General features: G+C 75.8%; 1 protein-coding gene. It reads left to right on the plus strand.

The features are described from left to right. Positions 1-130: 130 nt before the first annotated feature. On the plus strand, positions 131-17,326 hold the full coding sequence (locus tag OG618_RS35915; RefSeq protein WP_329491820.1) for a non-ribosomal peptide synthetase: 17,196 nt from the start codon (positions 131-133) through the stop codon (positions 17,324-17,326).

The following is a 17,326-nucleotide window of genomic DNA, read 5'->3' on the forward strand; positions in this document are numbered from 1 at the left end:
CGTCCGCCTGTCAGCTCGTCAGCCCGTTCAGCCCTTGGTGCCGGAGTACGCGTCGGGCGTGCCCGGCCGCACTCCGCTGCCCGCAAACCGCTCGCGCCGCCTCCTCCCCGCCCGGAAGGACCTCATCTCCATGGCCGACCAGCCCGACCACCTCGTCCCCGCGCCCACCTCGCAGCAGGCCGGTGAAGCCTTCGGGGTGCCCGAGCACGAGGCGTCCCCGGTGGACGGGGGTGCGACGCTCGGCGAGCTGTTCGCCACCTGGGTGGCCCGCACGCCCGACGCGCCCGCGGTGACCGACGGCCGGCGCACCTGGAGCTACCGGGAGCTGGCGGCACGGGTCGACCTGCTGGCCGGGTACCTCGTGCGGCGCGGGGCCGGGCCGGAGCGGACGGTGGCACTGGTCCTGCCGCGCTCGATGGAGCTGATCGCGGCGGAGCTGGCCACCGCGAGGGCGGGCGCCGCCTTCCTGCCGGTCGATCCCGACTACCCCGCCGAGCGGCGCGCTCTCATGCTCGCCGACGCGGCGCCCGCGGTGACCCTGGACGACCCGGGCTTCGTGCGCGCCGTGCTGGACGCGGCGGACGGGGGAGGGGGCGGCCTTCCCCGGCCGGCGGTCGGCGCCGACCACGTCGCGTACGTGATCTACACCTCGGGCTCCACCGGGACACCGAAGGGCGTGGCGGTCACCCATCGCGGCATCGGCGGGTTCACCGCGGCCGCCATCGAGCGGTACGCGGTGCGGGCCGGTGACCGGGTGCTGCAGTTCTCCTCGCCCAGCTTCGACGCCTCCGTCCTGGAGCTCTTCATCTCGGTGCTGTCCGGGGCCACGCTCGTGGTGCCCCCGGGCGGCCCCTGGCTGGGCGACGAACTCGCCGCCGTGCTGGACGAGCACGGCATCACGCACGCCCTGATCCCGCCGGCCGCGCTGGCGACGCTGCCCGCCCCCGCTGCGGGCACCGCCCACCGGCTGCGCACGCTGATCGTCGGGGCCGAGGCCTGCCCGCCCGCGCTCGTCGACCGCTGGGCGCCGGGCCGACGCATGATCAACTCCTATGGTCCGACCGAGGCCACCATCGTCGCCACCTGGACCGGGCCGCTCTCGGCCGGTGCCGGCACACCGACGATCGGCGGGGCCCTGCCGCACACCCGGGTGTACGTGCTGGACGCGGCGATGCGTCCGCAACCGGGTTCCTTGGAAGGCGAGTTGTACATCGGTGGCGAAGCGGTGGCGCGCGGCTACCTGAACCGCGCCGGGCTGACCGCCGCCCGCTTCGTCGCCGACCCGTTCGGCGAACCGGGCGCCCGGCTCTACCGCACCGGCGACCGGGCGCGCTGGAACGCCGACGGAGAACTGGAGTTCCTCGGCCGGCTCGACCGGCAGGTGAAGCTCCGAGGCTTCCGGATCGAACCGGGCGAGATCGAGGCCGCCCTGCGGCGGGACACCGCCGTCGGCGAGGCCGTCGTCATGGTCCGCGAGGACGAGCCGGGCCGCGAACGCCTGGTCGGCTACGTCACCCCGGCCGACCCGGCGCGGGCGCCCGACCCGGCGGAGCTGCGCACGAACCTGGCCGCCGCGCTGCCGGCCCAGCTGGTGCCGTCCGTCGTCGTCGTGCTGGCGGCGATGCCGCTCACCTCGCAGAACAAGATCGACCGGCGAGCGCTGCCCGCGCCCGTCCGCCCGGCGTCCGCCGACCGGGCGGCACCGCTCACCGCGCCGGAGCGCACCCTGGCCGCCATCTGGGCGGACGTGCTGGGCGCCGACACGGTCGGGGCGACGGACGACTTCTTCGAGCTGGGCGGCGACTCGATCCTCGCCGCCCGCACCCTGGCCCGGATCAGGGACGAACTGGGCGTCCGGCTCACCCTGCGGGACGTCTTCACCGCACGCTCCGTGGCGGCCCTGGCCCCGCTGCTGGGCGGGCACCGCGCCGCCGCGCCGCCCGAGCCGATCCCGGCCGCCCCGCGCGGGGTGCCGCTGCCGCTGTCCAACGCCCAGCGACGGCTCTGGTTCCTCGACGACCTCACGGCCGGCGGGACGGAGTACAACACCGGCGTGGCCCTGCGGCTGCACGGCGCACCGGACCCCGAGGCGCTGAGCCGGGCCCTGCGGCGCCTGGTCGCCCGGCACGCCTCGCTGCGCACCACGTTCGACACGGTCGACGGGCAGGGCGTGCAGCGGATCGCGGAGCAGGCCGCCCTGCCGCTGCGCACGGCTGACCTCGGCGAGCTGCCCGTGGTGCGGCGCGCCGAGGCCGCCGAGCGGCTGCTGACCGACGAGCTGAGCCGCCCCTACGACCTGACGGGCGGCCCGCTGGCCCGGGCGCTGCTGGTGCGCCTGGCCCCCGACGAGCACCTGCTGCTGCTGGGGCAGCACCACGTCATCACCGACGGGTGGTCGGTGGGCGTCCTGGTCCGCGAGCTGGCCGCGCTCTACCACGCGGAGGTCTCCGGCGAACCGGACGCGCTGCCCGTGCCGGCTCTCCAGTACCCCGACTTCGCCGTCTGGGAGCAGCGGCGTCAAGGCTCGAACGCGCAGGTCGCGGAGGACGCCGGGAGCCTCGGGTACTGGAAGCGCCACCTGTCCGGGCTGCAGCACCTGCACCTGCCCACCGACCGGCCGCGGCCCGCGGTGCGCACCACCTCCGGCGCCGCACACCGCCACCACCTGCCCGCGGACCTGGTGGCCAGGCTTCGGCACCTCGCCACCGGACGCGGCACGACGGTGTTCACCCTGTTCGCGGGGGCGTCCGCGCTGCTGTTCTCCCGCTACTCGGGACAGCGGGACGTGGCCTTCGGCACCGTCACCAACGGGCGGGAGCGCCGCGAGCTGGAGGATGTGACGGGCTTCTTCGCGAACACGGTCGTGCTGCGCGGTGACGTGGACGAGACGGTCACCGTCGACCGGTTCGTCGAGAACATGCGCACGACCGTGCTGGACGCCTTCGTCCACGCCGGGGTGCCCTTCGACCGGGTGGTCGAGGAGCTGGCCCCGCCCCGGGACCCCAGCCGCACCCCGCTGGTGCAGGTGCTCGTCGTCCAGCAGGCCCCCCTCGACCTGCCGAGCGCCGGCGGCCTGCGCCTCGAAGAACACCCGCTGCCGCGGCCCGCCGCGCGCTTCGACCTGGTCCTGGAGTTCTCCCCGGACGCCGAGGGCGGCTGCGTCCTGACCGTCGAGTACAACACGGACCTCTTCGAGGCCCCGACCGTGGCCCGGATGTCCCGCCACCTGCACCGACTGCTGGCGGCGATGGCGGACGGCCCGCAGCTGCGGCTGGCCGAACTGCCGATGCTCTCGGAGCGGGAGCGGCGCACCCTGATCGACTCGTGGAACCCGCCCGCGCGCACCGGGCCCACCGCCGCGGAGGTCGCCCTGCCCGAGCTGTTCGAGGCGCAGGCGGCCCGCACCCCCGAGCGGACCGCCGTGGTCTGCGACGCGGTGCGACGGGACTACGCCCAGGTGAACCGGCGTGCCAACCGCCTCGCCCGGCTGCTGGTCTCCCGGGGCGCGGGCCCGGAGAAGCTGGTCGCGCTCTGCCTGCCCCGCTCCGCCGAGCTGCCCTCGGCGCTCTGGGCGGTGCTGAAGTCGGGCGCGGGGTACCTTCCGCTGGACCCGGGCTATCCGGCCGAGCGCATCCGGCTGATGCTCGACGACGCCGAGCCGGTGCTCGTCGTCGCCACCCGGCAGACGGCCGCCGCGCTGCCGAAGGGGTGCGAGCCCCTGATCCTCGACGAGTTCGCCGACGCCCCGGGCACGGACGAAGCCGATCTGACGGATGCCGACCGGCTCGGGCCGCTGGCGCCGGACCACCCGGCCTACGTCATCTACACCTCGGGGTCCACCGGCCGCCCCAAGGGTGTGGTGGTCACCCACCGCACGGTCGTCGCGCTCGCCGGCTGGGCGGGGGAGCGGTTCGGTCCGGGCGGCTTGGACCACGTGATCGCCGCCACCTCGCTCAACTTCGACGTGTCGGTCTTCGAACTGCTCTGCCCCCTGCTGGCGGGCGGGAGCGTCGAGGTGGTCGCCGACCTGCCCGCCCTCGCCGACACGCCCGGCCGGCGGCAGGTCGGGCTGGTCAGCGGCGTGCCCTCGGTGATCTCCCGCCTGCTCGCCGGCGGCGGGGCCCCGGTGGAGGCGCGGACCGTCGTGCTGGCCGGTGAGGCCCTCCCGGCCCAGGTGGTGCGCGACCTGCGGGAGGTCATGCCCGGGTGCGAGATCGCCAATCTCTACGGCCCCACCGAGGCCACCGTGTACGCCACCGCCTGGTTCGCGGGCGACGGGCTGCCGGAGCAGGCACCGCCGATCGGCAGGCCGCTCGCGCTGACCCGCGGCTACGTCCTCGACGGCGCGCTGCGCCCGCAGCCTCCGGGCGTGGTCGGCGAGTTGTACCTCGGTGGCGGCGGCCTGGCGCGCGGCTACCTCGGCCGCCCGGGCCTGACCGCCGCCCGGTTCGTGGCCGACCCGTACGGCGCGCCGGGGCAGCGGATGTACCGCACCGGGGACCTGGCCCGCTGGAGCCCCGAGGGTGAGCTGGAGTACGTCGGCCGGATCGACCAGCAGGTCAAGGTCCGCGGCTTCCGGATCGAACTGGGGGAGGTGGAGGAAGCGCTGCGCGGCTGCGAGGGCGTGGCGCAGGCAGCCGCCACCGTCCGCGAGAGCGAGGGCACCCGGCGCCTGGTCGGCTACGTCGTCCCCGTCCCGGGAGGCCGCACGGAGCCCGAAGCCGTACGCCGGGAGCTCGCTCTCACGCTGCCCGACTACCTCGTCCCCTCGGCGGTCCTGGTGCTGGCGACCCTCCCGCTCAACCCCAACGGCAAGCTCGACCGCGGTCGGCTGCCCGCTCCGGGACCGGCCCCGCGCGCGGTGGGCCACGTCGAGCCCCGCTCTCCCAGCGAGCGGGCCTTCGCCGCCATCTGGGCGGACGTCCTCCAGGTGGAGCGGGTCGGCGCGGAGGACAACTTCTTCCAGCTCGGCGGCGACTCCATCCTGAGCATCCAGGTGGTCGCCCGCGCCCGGCAGTCCGGCCTGCCGGTGACCTCCCGGGACGTCTACCAGCACCAGACGGTCGCCGCGCTCGCCCGCTGCGCGGACGCCGCCGACCGGTCACGGCCGACCGGCGCCGCCGTGGTCGCCGCCACCGGCGAGAGCCCCCTGACGCCCATCCAGCACTGGTGGTTCCACGCGGGCGCCGAACGCGTCGGCCATTTCGCCCAGGCGCTGTCCGTCCGGCTGCCCGAGGACCTGGACCCGGCGGCGCTGGAGGACGCGCTGAACGACCTGGTCGCTCACCACGACGCCCTGCGCTCATCGTTCGGGGCCGCCGACGGCGCGGACCCGCGCTGGCGGATCGACGAGCAGACCCGCCGGGTCGCCCTGGCCCGCCACAGCGGCCCGGACACCGACACCCCGCACTTCGGCCCCTTCGACCTGCGCCACGGGCCGCAGCTGCGCGCCGTGCTGCACGAGCGCGGGGCCGGCCGCCCGCCCGTCCTGCACCTGGCCGTGCACCACCTGGTGGTGGACGGCGTCTCCTGGCGGGTGCTGCTGGAGGACCTCGACCGGGCCTACCGGGCCCGCCGCGACGGCGGCGACGGAGCGGCGGCGCTGCCCGCCAAGTCCTCGCCGCTGCGGCAGTGGGCCCAGCGGCTGCACGCGCACGCCGCCGACGGCGGCTTCGACGACGAGCGGGGCTACTGGGCGCGGGCCCTCCCGGACCGCGCGGACCCGCTCCCGGCCGACCTGGCGGGCGCCGACACCTACGCCTCGGCCCGCTCGGTGACCGTGCGCCTGAGCGCCGCCGACACCGCCGTCCTGCTGCGCACCCTGCCCGAGACCTACCGCACCCAGGTCAACGACGTGCTGCTGAGCGCTCTCGGCCGGGTCCTGTGCGGGTGGAGCGGGCAGGACCGGGTGGTGGTCGACGTCGAGGGGCACGGGCGGGAGGAACTCTTCTCCGACCTCGACATCAGCCGTACCGTCGGCTGGTTCACCACCCGGCACCCCGTCGCCCTCGCCGTTCCGGCGCAGGCGGACTGGGACGCGGTCCTCAAGCAGGTCAAGGAGCAGCTGCGGGCCGTTCCCCGGCACGGCCTGGGCCACGACGTGCTTGACCGGCTGGGCCGGATCGGGGCGGCGCAGGGCAGGACGGCGCAGGTCAGCTTCAACTACCTGGGGCGCATCGCGTTCCCGGACGGCCCGGACGGCCTGTACCGGGGCACCTTCCGCCCGCTGGAGCTGGACGCCGACCCCCTGGTCGAGCGCCCGCACGCCCTGGAGGTGGTCGGACGCCTCGACCGTGACGCGCTGGAGTTCAGCTGGTTCTACTCCGACCAGCGGTACCTGCCCTCCACCGTCGAGGCGCTGGCCGGACGGTTCGCCGACACGCTGGCCGACCTCGCCCGGCACGCGGCCCGGCCGGGCGCTGGCGGCCGCACGCCGTCCGACTTCCCGCTCGTCCGGCTCGACCAGGCCGCCGTGGACCGCGTCGTGGGAGCCGAGCCGGGCGCCGTGGAGGACGTCCTGCCGCTGACACCGACCCAGACCGGCATGCTCTTCCACGCCCTCTCCCAGGCCGACAGCGCCGCCTACTTCCAGCAGCTGACCTTCGTCCTGGAGGGCGTACCCGACCCGGACCGGCTGGCCGCGGCCTGGCAGCGGGTGACCGGGCGGAGCGCGGTGCTGCGCGGCCGCGTCCGGTGGCACGACGTGCCCGAGCCGTTGCTGGTGGTCGAACGCCGCGCCCCCGTCCCGGTCACCGGCCTGGACTGGCGCGAGCTGACCGAGGAGGAGCGCCGCGAGCGGCTGGCCGACCTGCTGGACCGCGACCGCGCGACCGGCATCGACCTTGCCCAGGCGCCGCTCCAGCGTCTGGTGCTCGCGCGGGTCTCGGAGACCGGGGTGCGCGTGGTCTGGTCCTTTCACCACCTGATCCTGGACGGCTGGAGCCTGTTCCAGGTGCTGTCGGACGTCTTCGCCTGCCACGCGGCGCTCTGCGCGGCGGGGCCGGACGCTCCGGACGTCCTCGACGGCCTCGACATCCTCGACGTCCCGGACGGGACGGCGCAGCGCCCTCCCTACCGCGACTACCTGGCCTGGCTGCGCGAGCGCGACTGGGACCAGGCCGAGCAGCACTGGCGGGAGCGCCTCGGCGGCCTGACCGAGGCGACGCCGCTGCCCTGGGACCGCGAGCCGCGCGAGAGCCACCACGCGGAGTCCGGCCAGGCCGTGCGGGTGAGCGTGCCCGCGTCCGCCACCCGGGCCCTGGAAGGCTTCGCGAAGACCACCGGCCTCACCCTGAACACCCTGGTCCAGGGCGCCTGGGCGCTGCTGCTGGGGCGTCAGTCAGGCCGTGACGAGGTGGTGTTCGGCACCACGGTGTCCGGCCGGCCGGCCGAGCTGCCCGGCGCCGAGGCGATGACCGGCCTCTTCATCGCGACGCTGCCCACCCGCGCCGCGGTGCCGGCCGTCGGCACGCTGGTCGACTGGCTGCGCCGGCTCCAGTGGGAGCAGAACGAGGACCGGCGCTTCGACTTCGTGCCACTGACCCAAATGCGGACGTTCACCGGCCTTCCCGAGCGGACCGCCCTGTTCGACAGCATCGTCGTCTTCGAGAACTACCCGGTGGACGACGAACTCGCCGCCGCCCACGGCCTGCGCCTGAGCGGCCTGGAGGGTGTCGAGACCACCAACTACCCCTTGAGCCTGGTGGCCTACCCGGGCCCTGAGCTGGCGCTGCGGCTCTGCTACGACCCGGAGCTGTTCGACGCCGCCACGGCTCGGCGGATGGCCGAGTACCTCACCGTCCTGCTGGCGGGTATGCCCGACGGCGCCCAGCGCCCGCCCGCCCGGCTGCCGCTGCTGAGCGCGGAGCGCCGCGCCCAGGTGCTCCACGCCTGGAACGACACCGCCACCGACCTGCCCGAGCGCAGCGTCGCCGAGCTGTTCGCCGAACAGGTGCGCCGCACGCCCGACGCCGTCGCGCTGGAAGCCGGCGACGAGCGACTCAGCTACCGGGAGCTCGACGCCCGCGCCGCCGCCCTGGCGCGCCGGCTGACCGCGCTCGGCGTCCGGGTCGAACGCCCGGTCGGCGTGCTGATGAACCGTTCGGTGTGGCTGATCATCGCCCAACTGGCACTGGTCCGCACCGGCGGGGTGTACGTGCCGCTGGACGGGCGGGCGCCGCGCGAGCGGCTGCGCCGGACGCTGGCCGAGGCCGGCGCCGGGCTGGTGCTCACCGACGCCGACTGGGAGCCGACGGCGCGCGACCTGTGCCCCGGCGACGGCGTCCTGCGCCCGGACGAGCCGACGCACGACGCGGCCGCCGAGGGCCGGCCCGATCAGGACGGTCCGGCGGTCCACCCCGACAACCTCCAGTACCTGATGTTCACCTCCGGCTCGACGGGCACGCCCAAGGGCGTCGCGGTGCGCCAGCGCGATGTCGCCGCGCTCGCCCTGGGCCGTGCCTTCACCGGCCACGACCGGGTGCTCGTGCACTCCCCGCACGCGTTCGACGCCTCCACCTACGAGGTGTGGGTGCCCCTGCTGCGCGGCGGCACGGCCGTGCTGGCCCCTCCGGTGGAACTGGACGCGGCCGTGGTCCGGCGCGCCGTCACCGAGCAGGGCGTGCGCCACCTCTGGCTGACCGCCGGCCTCTTCCGCCTCCTCGCCCAGGAGGACCCCGGCTGCCTGCGCGGCGCCCGGGAAGTGTGGACCGGTGGCGAGGCCGTGCCGGGCGCGGTGGTCCGCCGGGTCCTGGAGGCGTGCCCCGACCTCACCGTGGTCGACGGCTACGGTCCGACCGAGACGACCACCTTCGCCACCTGCCGGGTCTTCCGCGCCGGTGAGCCGCTGTCCGCGGTGCTGCCCATCGGACGCCCGCTGGACAACACCCGCGTCTACCTGCTCGACGACGCGCTCCAGCCGCAACCGCCCGGCATCGTGGGAGAGCTGTACATCGCCGGCGCCGGGCTCGCCCGGGGCTACGCCGGCCGGCCCGGCGAGACCGCCACCCGTTACCTGGCCGACCCGTTCGGGCCGCCGGGGGAGCGGATGTACCGCACCGGTGACACCGCGCGCTGGAGCGACGACGGCGAACTGCACTTCGTGGGGCGGGCGGACGACCAGATCAAGGTCCGCGGGTTCCGCATCGAACCCGCCGAGATCGAGGCGCGACTCACCGACCACCCGGACGTCGCCGAGGCGGTCGTCTCGCTCCACCAGGACGGCGGCCGCAAGCGGCTGGCCGCCCACCTGGTGCCGGCCGAAGGCGCCGCGGCGCCGTCCGCGACCGCCCTGCGCAGCCACCTGGCGGCCGACCTGCCCGACTACATGCTGCCCGCCGCGTTCGTCACGGTGCCCGAGCTGCCCCTGACGGCCAACGGCAAGGTCGACCGGCGCCGGCTGCCCGCCCCCGACTGGGCGGCGTCCGGAGACAGTGCCTACCGGGCACCGGCCACCGGGACCGAACAGGTGCTCGCCGCGATCTGGGCGGAGCTGCTCGGCGTGGACCGGGTCGGCGTCGACGACGACTTCTTCATGCTGGGCGGCGACTCGATCCTGAGCATCCAGGTCGTCTCGCGGGCCCGGGCAGCGGGGCTCGCGCTGACCCCCCGCGACCTGTTCCGGTTCCCCACCATCGCCGCACTGGCCGTCATCACCGGCACGGCGGGCTCCGTCGCCGGCACCGAGCCGGTGAGCGGCGAGGTCGCCCTCGCGCCGATCCAGCACTGGTACCTCGACCCCCGCCCGCCGCAGGCCGGCTTCTTCAACCAGAGCGTGGTCGTGGAGACCCCCGGCCAGGTCGACCCGGACGTGCTGCGCCGCGCCCTGACGGCTCTGTGGGCGCACCACGACGCGCTGCGGTCACGCTTCACCGCCGAGCCGGACGGCGGCGTCCGCCAGCACTGCGCCCCGGCGGACGCCCCAGCGCCCGAGCTGCTCGAAGTCTGCGACCTGGCCGGCCTGGAACCGGGCGCGGCCGAGCGGGCCGAGGCCCTGGCCACCGCGGCGGCGCACGAAGGGTTCCGGCTGGAGACCGGCCCGCTGCTCACCGCCCGCCTGTTCACCACCGGCGGCACCGGGCCCGCCCGGCTGCTGCTGGCCGTGCACCACCTGGTGGTCGACGGGGTCTCCTGGCGGGTGCTGCTGGAGGACCTGGAGACCGCCTACCGGCAGGCCGCGGCCGGTCGGCCGCTGCGCCTGCCCGCCCGGACGAGCTCGTTCCAGGAATGGACGCGCCGGTTGCGCGAGCACACGGCGAGCGGCGGGTTCGCCGGCCGGCGTGCCCACTGGACGGCGGTCGCCCGGCACAGCGCGGCGCCGCTGCCGGTGGACAGCGAGGGCGGCAACACCGCGGCCGACGTGCGCGCGGTGACGGTCCGGCTGGACCGGGAACGCACCGACGAACTGCTGCGCAAGGTCCCCGCGGTCTACCGGACCCGGATCGACGACGTCCTGCTCACCGCGCTCGGCCGGGTCGTCGCCCGATGGACCGGGCGGGACACCGTCGCCGTCGGGCTGGAGGGGCACGGGCGCGAGGACCAGTTCTTCGAGGACATCGATCTGTCCCGCACGGTCGGCTGGTTCACCACGCTCTTCCCCGTCGCCCTCCGGGTGCCCGAGGGGGACTGGGGCACCGCGCTCAAGTCCGTGAAGGAGCAGCTGCGCGCGGTGCCCGACCGGGGCCTGGGCTACGGCGCGCTGCGCCACCTCGCCCAGGACGCCCAGCTGGTCGGTGCGGCGACTCCCGGCATCAGCTTCAACTACCTGGGCCGGTTCGACTGGTCGGACGAGGGCGCCGCCCTGGTGCGCGCGGTCCCCGGCGGGCTCGACGGCGCGCAGGCGCCCGGCGCGGCGCGCCCGCACCTGCTCGACGTAGTGGCCCGCGTCCAGGACGACCACCTGGAGATCAGCTGGTACTACAGCGCCGGCCGCCACCACGAGCGGACCGTGGCCTCGCTGGCGGACGGCATGGTGAGCGCGCTGGAAGGCATCGTCGCCCACTGCGCCGACCCGGACGCCGGCGGCCGCACCCCCGCGGACTTCCCGCTGGCCCGCCTGGACCAGGCGGCCGTCGACCGGATCGTGGGGGACGGGCGCGACGTGGCGGACGTCTACCCGCTGACGCCGATGCAGGCCGGCATGCTCTTCCACAGCCTGCTCGAACCGGACGGCCGCACCTACCTCAACCAGGTGCAGCTGGTGCTGTCCGGGGTCACCGACCCGCACGCCCTGGCCGAGGCGTGGCAGCGGACCGCGGACGCCAACCCGGTCCTGCGCACCCGGCTGACCTGGGAGGAGAGCGCCGAGCCGCACCAGGTCGTCCAGCAGTGGGCCGCCGTGCCGGTGGCCCACCACGACTGGTCGCAGTGGCCGGCCGACCGGATCGAGCGCGAGACGGCCCGTCTGGTCGCCGAGGACCGGCAGGCCGGCCTCGACCTGCGCACGGCGCCGCTGATGCGGCTCGCCCTGATCCGGCTGTCACCGACCCGGGTGCGGATGGTGTGGACCTTCCACCACGTCCTGCTGGACGGGTGGAGCGCGGCTCAGGTCTTCGACGAGGTGTGCGAGCGGTACGACGCCCTCACCACCGGGCGGCCGCCGGCGGCGCCCGAGCGGGCTCCCTTCGGCCACTACCTGGGCTGGCTGGCCGGGCAGGACCCCGCCCGGGCCGAGCGGCACTGGCGCGAGGCCCTCGCCGGATTCCCGGCCGCCACCCCGCTGCCCCGGGACCGGTGGCCCGTCGAGGCCCACCGCGCCTCCTCCGGCGCGTCGGTGCGCGTGGCGCTCGACGACGACCTGTCGCCGCGGCTGCGCGAGACGGCGCAACAGGCGGGGCTGACCGTCAACACCGTGCTGCAGGGTGCCTGGGCGCTGCTGCTCGCGCGCTGCGGCGGCGGCGACGACGTGGTGTTCGGCACCATCGTCTCCGGTCGGCCTGCCGAACTCCCCGGCGTGACCTCGATGGTGGGGCTGTTCATCAACACGCTGCCCACCCGGGTGCGGATCGAGGGACAGCGCCCGCTGCGGGAGTGGCTGCGTGCTCTGCAGGCCGCCCAGTCGGAGGACCGGCGCCACGGCTTCGTCTCGCTGGCGCAGCTGCAGACCTGGAGCGAGGTGCCCGGCGGGACCAGCCTGTTCGACAGCATCGTGGTCTTCGAGAACTACCCGTTCGACGAGGACGCGGTGAACCGTTACGGCCTGGCCGTCGAGGCCGAACGCGACGTGGAGCCCACCAACTACCCGCTGTGCGTGGTGGTGGTGCCCGGCGAGGCGCTGTCGGTCAGCCTCGAGTACGACCCGGCCGCCTTCGACGCGGCGACCGTCGAGGCGCTCGGGGCGGGCCTGGCGACGCTGCTCGCGGCGATCGCGGCGGACCTCGAACAGTCGCCGGCCGACGTGCCGTTGCCGGACCCGCCGCGCGGACGCGCGGCCCTCGAACGGCTCGCGGCGGCGGTGGCCCCGGCGCCGGGGGGCACCCTGTCCGAGCCGCCGCGGGCCACCCCGGCCGCGGCCGGCGACCGGCCCTCGCGCACCGGCACCGAGCGGCTGCTCGCCGCGATCTGGTCCGAGGTCCTCGGAGTGCCCGACGTGGGCCCGGACGACAACTACTTCGCGCTCGGCGGCGACTCGATCCTGGGGATCCAGATCGTCTCGGCCGCCCGCCGGGCCGGGCTCGCGCTGACCCCCCGGCACCTGTTCTCGCACCAGACACTGGCCGAACTCGCCCTGGCCGCCGAGGAGGCGCCGGTCGCGGCGGTCGTCGCCGAGCAGGGCGCGGTGGTGGGCGAGGTTCCGCTCACCCCCGTCCAGCACTGGCTGTTCGACACCCTGGGCGGTGACGCCCGCTTCACCCAGGGGGTCTCCTACCAGCTCGCGGCGGACGCCGACGAGACCCTGTTGCGCGCGGCCCTGACCGCCGTGCTGGCCCACCACGACGCGCTGAGCCTCCGGTTCGAGCCGACCGGCCCCGGTCAGTGGCGCCAGTACGGAGCCGCCCCCGGCGGCGCGCCGGTCAGCCTGCGGGTGCACGACCTGCCCGGCGGTGAGCCGCGGGTCCTCGCGGCGGCGCTGCGCGAGGCCGCCGCCGACCTGGCGGACGGCTTCGACCTGGGCAGCGGGCCACTGCTGCGCGCCGCGCTGTGCCGCTTTGACGGCGCGGCGCACCCGGTCCTGCTGCTGGCCGCGCACCACCTGGTGGTGGACGCCGTCTCCTGGCGGCTGATCCTGGAGGACCTGGAGCGCGCCTATCGCGCCCTGGGCGAAGGTCGCACGCCCGACCTCGGGGCCAAGAGCACCTCGTTCCAGGCCTGGGCCCGCCGGCTCGCCGCGCACACCGCGGCCGGCGGCTTCGACGACGAACTCGTCCACTGGCAGGGCCTCGACGACGGGGACGGCGCGATCGTGCTGCCGAGGGACCTCGACGGCGCCAACACGGCGGCCGTCGAGGAGGCGCTGACCGTCGGCCTGGACGCCGAGGAGACCCGCCGGCTGCTCCAGGACGTGCCGGAGGTCTACCGGACCCGGGTCAACGACGTCCTGCTCTGCGCCCTGGGCCGCGTGCTGTCCCGCTGGACCGGCCGGGACCGGGTGGTGGTGACCCTGGAGGGCCACGGCCGGGAGGAGCTGTTCGACGACGTCGACCTCGCCCGGACCGTCGGCTGGTTCACCACGATGTACCCCGTCGCCCTGGAGGTGCCCCGGGACGCGGACACCGGTGGCGCGCTGAAGGCGGTCAAGGAGAGCCTGCGCGCGGTGCCGCGCGGCGGACTCGGCTACGGCGCGCTTCGCCACCTGCGACCCGCCGGGGGACCGCCGCTGCCGGAGCTGCCGCGGATCGGCTTCAACTACCTGGGGCGCCAGGACCGGAACCACCCACCGGGCGGTCTGCTGCACGCGCCGTCCGGCCCGCTCGGCGGCGGTATGGACCCCTCGGCCGAGCGGCCGCACCTCCTCGACGTCCTCGGGCAGGTGAGCGAGGGGCGGCTGGAGTTCACCTGGTCGTACTCCCGGGAGGTGCACCGGCGGGAGACCGTCGCCCGGCTGGCGGCCGAACTGGCCGACGAGCTGCGGGCGATCATCCGCCACTGCGCCGAGCCCGGCGCCGGGGGCCGCACGCCCTCCGACTTCCCGCTCGCTCCGCTGGACCAGCCGGCCGTCGACCGGCTGGCGGGCACCGGGCGGGAGGTGGTGGAGATCTACCCGCTCACGCCGACCCAGACCGGCATGGTCGTGCACGGCCTCGACGAGGCGGGGAACGGCCTCTACGTCGAGCAGCTCACCTTCGTGCTGGACGGCGCCCGCGACCCGCGACTGCTGGCCGCCGCCTGGCAGCACGTGGTCGACCGCACACCGGTGCTGCGCACCTCCGTGGTGCTGCACGACGTGCCCGTACCCCTTCAGGTGGTGCACCGGCAGGCGACCCTGCCCGTCACCGAGCACGACTGGAGCGCCGTGGCGCCCGAGCGGCTCGGGACGGAGCTGGAACTGTTCCTCGCCGAGCTGCGGGGCCGCCCGCTGGGCCTGGACCGGGCCCCGCTGCTGCGGCTCGACCTGGTCCGGCTCGGCCCGGACGCGGTGCGCGTGGTGTGGACCTTCCACCACGTCCTGCTGGACGGGTGGAGCGTCTTCCAGGTCCTGTCGGATGTGCTGGCCGCCCACGCGGCGCTCGCCCGCGGCGAGCGGCCGAGCCTGCCCGAGCGTCGGCCCTTCGCGGACTACGCGGGCTGGCTGGCCGGCCGCGACACCGGCCGGGCGGCGGACCACTGGCGGGGCGCCCTGGTGGACCTCGCCACGCCCACCGCGCTGCCCTACGACCGCAGGCCCGGTCGGGACGCGACGGCCTGCTCCGGGGTCTGGCTGTCGCAGCGGCTCGGCGCGGCCGAGACCCACCGCCTCCAGGAGTTCGCCCGTCGCCACCGCCTCACCCTGAACACCCTGGTCCAGGGGGCCTGGGCGTTGCTGCTCTCGCGCTGGAGCGGCCAGTCGCAGGTGTGCTTCGGCACCACCGTCTCCGGGCGGCCGGCCGACCTGGTCGGCGCGGACACCATCATCGGCCTCTTCATCACCACGCTGCCCGCCCGCGTCACCGTCGACGGCGGCGCGAGCTGCGACGGGTGGCTGCGCGCGGTGCAGGAGGCCCGGGCGGAGGACCGCCGGTTCGACCACCTGCCGCTGAGCGAGATCCAGGCCCTGAGCGAACTGCCGCCCGGCACAGCGATGTTCGACAGTCTGATTGTCTTCGAGAACTACCCGGTGGGCGAGGCGACGGCCGGCGCGCACGGACTGCTGATCCGCGACCTGGAGGCCCGGGAGGCCACCAACTACCCGCTCACCGTGGTGGTTTCACCCGGTGACCGGCTCAGTGTGGAACTCGGCTACGACCCGCGGTACTTCGATCCCGGCACGGCCGGCTCGCTGGCCGCCCAGCTGCTGCACACGCTGTCCGCGCTGGCCGCCTCGGACGGCGCCGGCCGGCTGGACGACATCGACGTGCTGCCGCCCGGGGAGCGGACCCGGCTGCTGCACGGGCCGGTGCGACCGCCGCTCGACCCGGCGCCCCGGGCCACGCTGCCCGCCCTGGTGGAGGCCGCCGTGGACCGCCGGCCGGACGCACCGGCGCTGGCCACCCCGGGCCTGGAGCTGTCCTTCGCCGAGGTCGAGGCGCACGCCAACCGGCTGGCGCACCGGCTCATCGCGCGCGGCGCCGGTCCCGGCGAGCTGGTGGCGCTGCTGCTGCCGCGCTCGGCGGACATGGTGCTGGCCCAGCTGGCGGTGGCGAAGACCGGCGCCGCGTTCCTGCCGGTCGACCCCACCTATCCGGACGAACGGGTCGAGCTGATGCTGCGCGACGCGGCTCCCGCGCTCACCCTCGATGCCAAGGAGGTGGCCGGCCTGCTGGCCGGGCCGGCGGACGGCACGCCCGACCGCCGGCCCACCGACGCCGACCGCAGCCGCCCGCTGGACCTGGACGACCCGGCCTACGTGATCTACACCTCCGGCTCCACCGGTACCCCCAAGGGCGTCGTCCTCACCCACCGCGGGCTCGCGGTGTTCGCCGCGGCCGAGGCCGAGCACTACCAAGTGGCCCCGGGTGACCGGGTGCTGGCCTTCGCCACCCCCAGCTTCGACGCCTCCGTGCTCGAACTGTGCATGTCCCTCCCGCACGGAGCCCGGCTGGTGGTCCCCGCTCCCGGTCCGCTGCTCGGCGCCCCGCTGGCCCAGGTGCTCCGGGAGGAGCGGATCACCCATACCCTGCTGCCCCCGGCCGCCCTGGCCACCCTGCCGCCCGGCACCCCCGGCACGCTGCCGGACCTCAAGACGCTGGTGGTCGGCGCCGACGCGTGCAGCGCCGACCTGGTGGCCCGGTGGGCCCCGCGGCACCGCATGGTCAACTCCTACGGGCCCACCGAGGCCACCGTCGTCGCCACCTGGTCCGCGCCGCTGGAGCCGGACGGCGCCGCGCCGCCCATCGGCCGCCCGCTGCCCGCCACCGGGGCCTACGTCCTGGACGCGCGGCTGCGGCCGGTGGCCGACGGCGTGCCGGGCGAACTGTGGCTGAGCGGACCGGCCCTGGCCCGCGGCTACCTGGGCCGGCCGGGGCTGACCGCGGCGCGGTTCACGGCCGACCCGTTCGGTCCGCCCGGCACCCGGATGTACCGCACCGGCGACCGGGTGCGCCGCGACTCCCGAGGCGAGCTGCACTACCTGGGCCGCACGGACCACCAGCTCAAGCTGCGCGGACACCGGATCGAGGCGGGTGAGGTCGAGGCGGTCCTGGTGCGCCACCCGTCCGTCCTGGACGCCGTGGTGAGCGTGCGGGAGGACGAGCCGGGGCAGCCTCGCCTGGTCGCCCACCTGCTCGCGGGCCCCGGCGGCGACGCGCCGTCCGGCGCCGAGCTGCGCGCGCTGGCCGCCCGCTCCCTGCCGGGCCACATGGTCCCCTCGGCGTTCGCCGTCCTGGACGCCTTCCCGCTCACCGAGAGCGGCAAGACCGACCGGACGGCCCTGCCCGTGCCCGCCCCCGTCGAGTGGGGGCAGGCCGGCCACGTGCCGCCCCGCACGCCCACCGAGGAGGCGGTGGCGGCCATCTGGGAGGAGAGCCTGCGGACGGCCGTGGGCGTGGAGGACGACTTCTTCCTGCTGGGCGGCGACTCGATGCGCGCCCTGCTGATCGCCTCCCGCGCCAACGACGCCTTCGGCGTCACGCTCACCCCCCGCGACGTCCTGGTCTCCCGCACCGTGGCCGCCCTGGCGGAGCTGGTGGAGGAGCAGGTGCTGAGCGAGCTCGAAGACGCCGCGTACGGCGGCCCCGACGACGACGAACGGTGA

The sequence above is a fragment of the Kitasatospora sp. NBC_01246 genome (assembly GCF_036226505.1).
Lineage (GTDB): Bacteria > Actinomycetota > Actinomycetes > Streptomycetales > Streptomycetaceae > Kitasatospora.